Origin of the sequence: Micromonospora sp. NPDC047753 (assembly GCF_040642735.1) — a bacterium.
GTDB lineage: Bacteria > Actinomycetota > Actinomycetes > Mycobacteriales > Micromonosporaceae > Micromonospora.
Window position 1 is genome coordinate 1 of record NZ_JBEYSL010000443.1, and the last position, 5,656, is coordinate 5,656.

Here is a 5,656-nt window from a genome sequence, read left to right on the forward strand (position 1 = left end):
GCCCCGCCGAGCCGGGCCCGACGACCACGGAATGCCCGACTACGGGCGGCCCGGGCCCGGATCACCACCGAGGTACGGCGTACTCGGTACGGAACAGCAGAGTTGGAAGTTGCCTCCTTCTTATCGGCCGGCTATCCGGCTCGGGTGTTGGAGCACCTGTGGCGCGAGCACGACTACGACCGCGAGATCGTCCTGGACTGGCTGGAGGCCGTCTCCCAGGACGTCGAGGGGCGGGTACGGATCCGTGCGGCCAGCGCGATCGGATTCCTGGCCCGCATCGCCTTCGACACCATCAGGCGGGATGTCGTGGTGCCCTGGGCGGGTAGCGGCAACGGGGACGAGCGGGAGCGGGCCGTCGCCGCGCTGGCAATGCCCGCGAGGTATCCGGAAACCGGCGCCCAGGTGGTCCGTCTGGTACTGGACTGGTGCAGGCGGGACAGCCTGCCCCTGCGGATGACGGCCGCCAGGGCACTTGGTGCGAGCGTCGGTGAAGTCCTGCCCGGCGGCCCGGACAAGCAACTCGACTCGCTGGCGAAGAACGCCGGGCCCGCGCTTTCCATCGCGATCGGATTCAGCATTACCGAGCTCATGGTCCCGGCCAGCCCTGATCGCCGACTGGAGCTGCTACGGCTGCTGGAACGCTGGTCTTTGGAGGGGAGCGCTGGCCGACAACGGGCCGGCATCCTCAGCTTCCTCCAGGTTGCCGCAGGCCTGTGGACGAACGTGGCCGAGCCGGACGGCGAGGTCTCCTGGCCGGCCCTGCTCAGGATGGCCGACGCCGAGCACGGCGTGGCCGGGGCCGGTGCGCCGAGCGGGACACGCGAGGTGATTGCAGGTCTGTGGGGGCGGTCCCTCGTCGCTCCGGGCGCCGATTACTCGGTCCGCAACGTGTTGCGTAGCTGGGCCTCGGCCGCCAAAGAGGCACCGGCGCTACGGCCGCCCCTGATCAGTCTGCTCCAAGAGGCCGCCAAGACCCGACGCCAGGCGGATCTGCTGGCCTCGCACGCGAAGAACTGGCGCGACCAGCGGCCATACGCGCCAGACCTGGCCGAGAAATTGTTGAAGGTGCTGACTGAAGGGACGGTGCGGGTTGAGTAAGCCGGTGCTCAGCAAGCAGGAGCTTCGACGACTACCGTTTCAGCGACGTCCGGTGGCGGATCCTGGTACGCGGCTGGTGTTTCAGATGCCGAGTGGTGAATTGCTCGCACCGGACCCCCCGTTCACCACCGGCGATGTCTGGTGGCGTGGACCCAGGGCGGTGTACGTGGTGGACATTCGCCCGCACAACTCGTCGTTTCAGTGCACCCTGCCTTCCGAGGGCGACGCATTGCACTTCGACGCGTCCATCGCGTTCGCCTGGACCGTACACAAGCCTGTCACAGTGGTTCGCGAGATGGTCGAGGATCCCCCTGGTGGTTGCCGGGGCCACCTCATTCAGCGAATGCGCGGTATCAGCCGGCGGTACTCGGCGTTGAATTCCGCCGCGGCGGAGCGGGCGATCTCACTCGAGCTCGGTCAGGATTCGATCGACCTCGAAGAGATAGGTCTGCGGATCACCAATTTCACTGTGGAGTTGCGACTCGATCCGGCGCAGGCGCCCATCGCCAAGGATCTGGAGATCGCCGCGCTCCGGCAACGGCTGGCCGAGCAGGAGGAACGGGGCAAGGCCGCGATCAACCGGATCGCCCAGACCTCGGACTTGCAACTGCACGAGATCCGGGCGAGGTTCTACGCCGAACTCCTGTCCGGCGGCGGTGCCTCGATGGCCGGCAATCTACTCGCCCAGGATCCCACGAAGGCCGCAGAGGCCGCCGATTTCATGGTCGGGCTGTGGCAGCGGGACCAGGAGGTGGCGATGCGGGCGATGAAGGTGGTCCTGGAGAGCGATCAGCTTCGTCTCGGGGAGATCGACGGAGCCGTGTCGGCAGCGGTGGAAAGCTTTACCGCCCTTGTCTCGCAGGCTGGCAACAAACTCGCCCCCGGCGCGTTGGCGAGCGGTAACCCGATGCTTGCCCCGGCCCCCGAGAAGCCGGACGACTCCGACAGGCGAGGCGTGGACGATGACTCGGATGAGCGGACGGACGACAGATGATGCTGCTGGACAGGATCATCGACGGGATCCAGCAGGTGTTGTCCGTGCTGCCGGACGGAGCGCGGGGGTTCCTGTGGTTCCCGGTACTCGTGGCCGTGGTCGTCGTCGGTCTGTGGTTCGTGATCCGGCACCTGCTGGTCTGGCTGGGAAAGGCCGTTGTCACGATCCTGCGTTGGCTGATCATCGGGGTCGGCGCCATGCTCCTCGTCCCGGAGGTGCTGACCGCGTCGGTCTTCCGACGAGCCGGAAATCGACCTCCGGGTCTCGTCTACGGGTACGGCGACACGGTCGCCGAATCGGTCATCGGGCTGACCAAACTCTCGGACCGCACCGCGGCCGGCTTTGCTTGGGCAGCGCGCATGCACATCGTGCTCATCATGCTGCTCGCCGGCCTCTGGGTGTGGGGCTGGAATCAGAACCAGTGCACGTCGGTCACCATGGTGAATACCACCTGCGTCACGCCGATCAGCCAATGGTTCGAGGCACTTGAATGACCGCATGGGCCGACTGGAGGGACCAGGCTGCTCCGTCAGTCGAGCAGGAGGTAGACGGTGACGGCGGCAGCCGCGAGCAGCGATACGCCGTACAGGACGGTGATCGTCGGGCTTCGCGCGGCACGCAGGACCTCCCGGTAGCCCGGTCGGTCGATGTCGAGCTGCCACGGAGCGGTCGTTCCGTCCACGGCCCGCTGATACAACGTCCGGTAGGCGCGTTCGAGGCTGAGGTAGTAGGCGTCGAGGGCCGCGAACGCGGCCACCACATACACCGCGAGGACAGCGACGGCCGGCCTCGTGCTGTTCGCGCCGAAGCCGAGGAGCGCCGAGGCTACGGTGACGCACCAGCCTTTGACGGTGGTGGATTGCGACGACAGGCGGGCGACAACGGCTTGGATCATCTGAAGATGAACCTCGGTGGGCACGTCCTCATCCTAGATCGTCTATCGATGAAGAGGACTATCAGCACGGAGACCTGGTGGCCACAGTGGCGGTGGCGAGGCGGCATGAGCTGACCGACGTGCGCTGGGCGGCGCTGAAGCCGTTGCTGCCTGTGGGATGTGGGCGCCGACAGCCAGCAGCCAACGCCCAACCTGTCCGGGCGCTATGGGAGGGTTCGGGGCCGACTCCATGCCCCATCGACAAACATGAAGGTATGACCAGCAGAAATGCTGGTCATGACTTCACCCCGGAGCCGCCTGACGGAATCGAACCGTCGACCGGAGGGGTCAGACACTTGTCCATCGCCCATCCTCCCGTGCCCGCCGAGCCCAACGACCACGCCCCCATAGAACCTAGGTCAACCGTCATGCACCAGGCGGGACGGAAAACTGTCAAGCATCAGGTGGGAGTAGCTATCGGCCCTTCGCCACCACCAGGAACACCAGGCAACGGAACGGTTCGACGCCGACAACCGGGCCGACCCGGGTCTGGTCTCTGCCACCAGATCAGCGTCACTCTCAACATCTACGCACACGTGGCCCCCGAGGTCGCGCGGGAAGCTGCGGCAGGGCTGGAGGGGGCGCTGTGGTCCGGTGAGTAGGTTGACTCCTCGCCTTGGGGACGGCAAGCAAAAAGGCCCAGGTCATGATCGGCGATCAAGCCGGTGACCTGGGCCTTTCAGTGGAGCCGCCTGACGGAATCGAACCGTCGACCTACGCATTACGAGTGCGTCGCTCTAGCCGACTGAGCTAAGGCGGCAACGATCAGCAAGTGTACGGCACCCCGGCGCCACCGACCGAACGGGATACCCCTGCCGCGCCGGCCAGCACCAACCGGACATCGGCTGCCATCTGGACGATTACCGGACAGCGGATGATCGGGTCCGGGACTACGCTGCGGCGGGTGAGCGACGAACGCGACCACCCCGAACGTCAGGACGAGCCCGCCGAACGCCCTGACCATGCGCCGGCCGGTGAACGCGCCGCCCACCGGCCGCGTAGCACCGACCCGCTGGAGTTGGGCTTCACGCCGCGCAAACCGGTGCCGTGGCTGGCGCCGTTCTTGCTGATCAGCACCGGCATCCGGACGCTGCTGGCGGTGCTCTTCGGGGCGTACCTCGACAAGCGCGAGTTGCAGAACGCGTTCGGCGACGGCGTCTTCCGCCAGGTCGGGCCGGACGGCGGGCTGTGGCTCGACTACGTGGCCGACCTCGGCGACGGCTTCAACGCCACCTACTCGGTGGCGTACCTGCTGGCACAGCCCGAGCTGACCGTCGACGGGCACCGCCTGCCCCGGGCGCAGACGCTGGTGATGGGCGGAGACCAGGTGTACCCGTCGGCGGCCTACGCCGCGTACGAGGACCGGTGCAAGGGCCCCTACCAGGCTGCCCTTCCGGTGGCGCCGGCCGAGAAGCCGACGCTCTTCGCGGTGCCGGGCAACCATGACTGGTACGACGGCCTCACCGCGTTCCTGCGGCTGTTCGTCCGCTCCCGGGACCGCAACTTCGCGGGTTGGGGCACCGGGCAGTCCCGGTCGTACTTCGCCGTGGAGTTGCCGGCCGACTGGTGGTTACTCGGCGTGGACGACCAGTCCGGCTCGTACCTGGACGACCCGCAGCTGGCCTACTTCGACGAGGTGGCCCGCCGGCTCGGGCCGGAGTCCAAGGTGATCATCGCGGCACCGGCACCGACCTGGGTCAAGGCCGCCGACGACCCCACGGCGTACGACTCGATCGACTACTTCATCCGCACGATCATCGATCCGACCGGGGCGCGGGTGCGGCTGTTGCTCTCGGGCGACCTGCACCACTATGCCCGCTACTCGGGGGCCGACCGGCAGCTGATCACCTGCGGTGGGGGCGGCGCGTACCTCTACCCCACGCACAAGCTGCCGGAGCGCATCGAGGTGCCGCCGCGGGACACGCTGACCCGCAAGGCCAGCACCGCCCAGCCGTACGACCTGGTGGCCCGGTACCCGGACGCGGCGCGGTCGCGCCGCTACGGCTGGGGCATCTTCCCCCGGTTGCCGTTGCGCAATCCCGGCTTCACCACGTTGCTCGGCACCCTGCACACCCTGCTGATGCTGGCGATGGCCGGTGCGACGGCGAACTGGGCCGACAGCACGGACCAGCGGCTGTTCAGCGTCCCGCTGGTGGTGATGGTGCTCGTGACGGTGATCGCGGCGGCCCTGTTCGCCAAGCCGCCGAGCGCGAGCGGCAAACGCCACGCGCGGCACTGGATCCTCGGCGTCGGCCACGGCGTGGCGCAGGTGGCCTTGGCTGCGGCCGGCACCTGGGTCTGGTTGGCGCTGCCGTTCTACGACTGGCCGTGGCCGCTGCCGGCGGTCGCCGCGGCGGTGCTCTACGGCCCGGTGATCGGACTGGTCGCCAGCCAACTGGTGGCGGCGTACCTGCTGGTGGCGGGCTCGTTCGGAGTGAACGTCAACGAACTCTTCGCCGGCCAGGGCATCGAGGACTCGAAGTCGTTCCTGCGTCTGCGCATCGACCCGGACGGCACGTTGACCATCTACCCGCTGGCGCGAACCGGTGTGTCAGCGGGCCAGGCCTCCGCCCGGCGCAGTGCCCGCAGCGCGGGGGTGCCCTCGCTGATCAGCGCGTGCGGGTCCACGC

At 67.9% G+C, this 5,656-nt stretch carries 5 protein-coding genes and 1 tRNA gene; 4 read left to right on the forward strand and 2 right to left on the reverse strand.

The window, feature by feature from the left end; translation table 11 throughout:
- The first annotated feature begins 144 nt into the window (after nt 1–144).
- Genes ABZ749_RS27915 through ABZ749_RS27925 form a run of 3 tightly spaced genes read left to right on the forward strand, consistent with a single transcriptional unit; the run spans nt 145 to nt 2,586 of the window.
- Nucleotides 145–1,098, forward strand: coding sequence for a hypothetical protein (locus tag ABZ749_RS27915; protein WP_357233036.1), 954 nt, complete (start codon nt 145–147; stop codon nt 1,096–1,098).
- A gap of 4 nt (nt 1,099–1,102) precedes the next feature.
- Nucleotides 1,103–2,092, forward strand: a complete 990-nt coding sequence (locus ABZ749_RS27920; RefSeq protein WP_357233038.1) for a hypothetical protein — start codon at nt 1,103–1,105, stop codon at nt 2,090–2,092.
- Nucleotides 2,089–2,586, forward strand: a complete 498-nt coding sequence (locus tag ABZ749_RS27925; protein ID WP_357233040.1) for a hypothetical protein — start codon at nt 2,089–2,091, stop codon at nt 2,584–2,586. The genes ABZ749_RS27920 and ABZ749_RS27925 overlap by 4 nt, the downstream gene beginning before the upstream one ends.
- 35 nt (nt 2,587–2,621) lie before the next feature.
- On the opposite strand, the gene ABZ749_RS27930 is transcribed toward ABZ749_RS27925, so the two are convergent.
- Nucleotides 2,622–3,011: a hypothetical protein gene (locus ABZ749_RS27930; protein ID WP_357233042.1), complete on the reverse strand. Its 390-nt coding sequence runs from the start codon at nt 3,009–3,011 to the stop codon at nt 2,622–2,624.
- 698 nt (nt 3,012–3,709) lie between these two features.
- Nucleotides 3,710–3,786, reverse strand: a tRNA-Thr gene (locus ABZ749_RS27935).
- A gap of 144 nt (nt 3,787–3,930) precedes the next feature.
- On the opposite strand from ABZ749_RS27935, the gene ABZ749_RS27940 reads away from it, so the two are divergent.
- Nucleotides 3,931–5,656, forward strand: a 1,726-nt coding sequence (locus ABZ749_RS27940) for a metallophosphoesterase (RefSeq protein ID WP_357233044.1), incomplete at its 3' end; no start/stop codon positions are given.

What these genes read in the sequence shown, in the direction of transcription:
- ABZ749_RS27925 (WP_357233040.1), top strand. Translation starts at nt 2,089, where the DNA reads ATGATGCTGCTGGACAGGATCATCGACGGGATCCAGCAGGTGTTGTCC.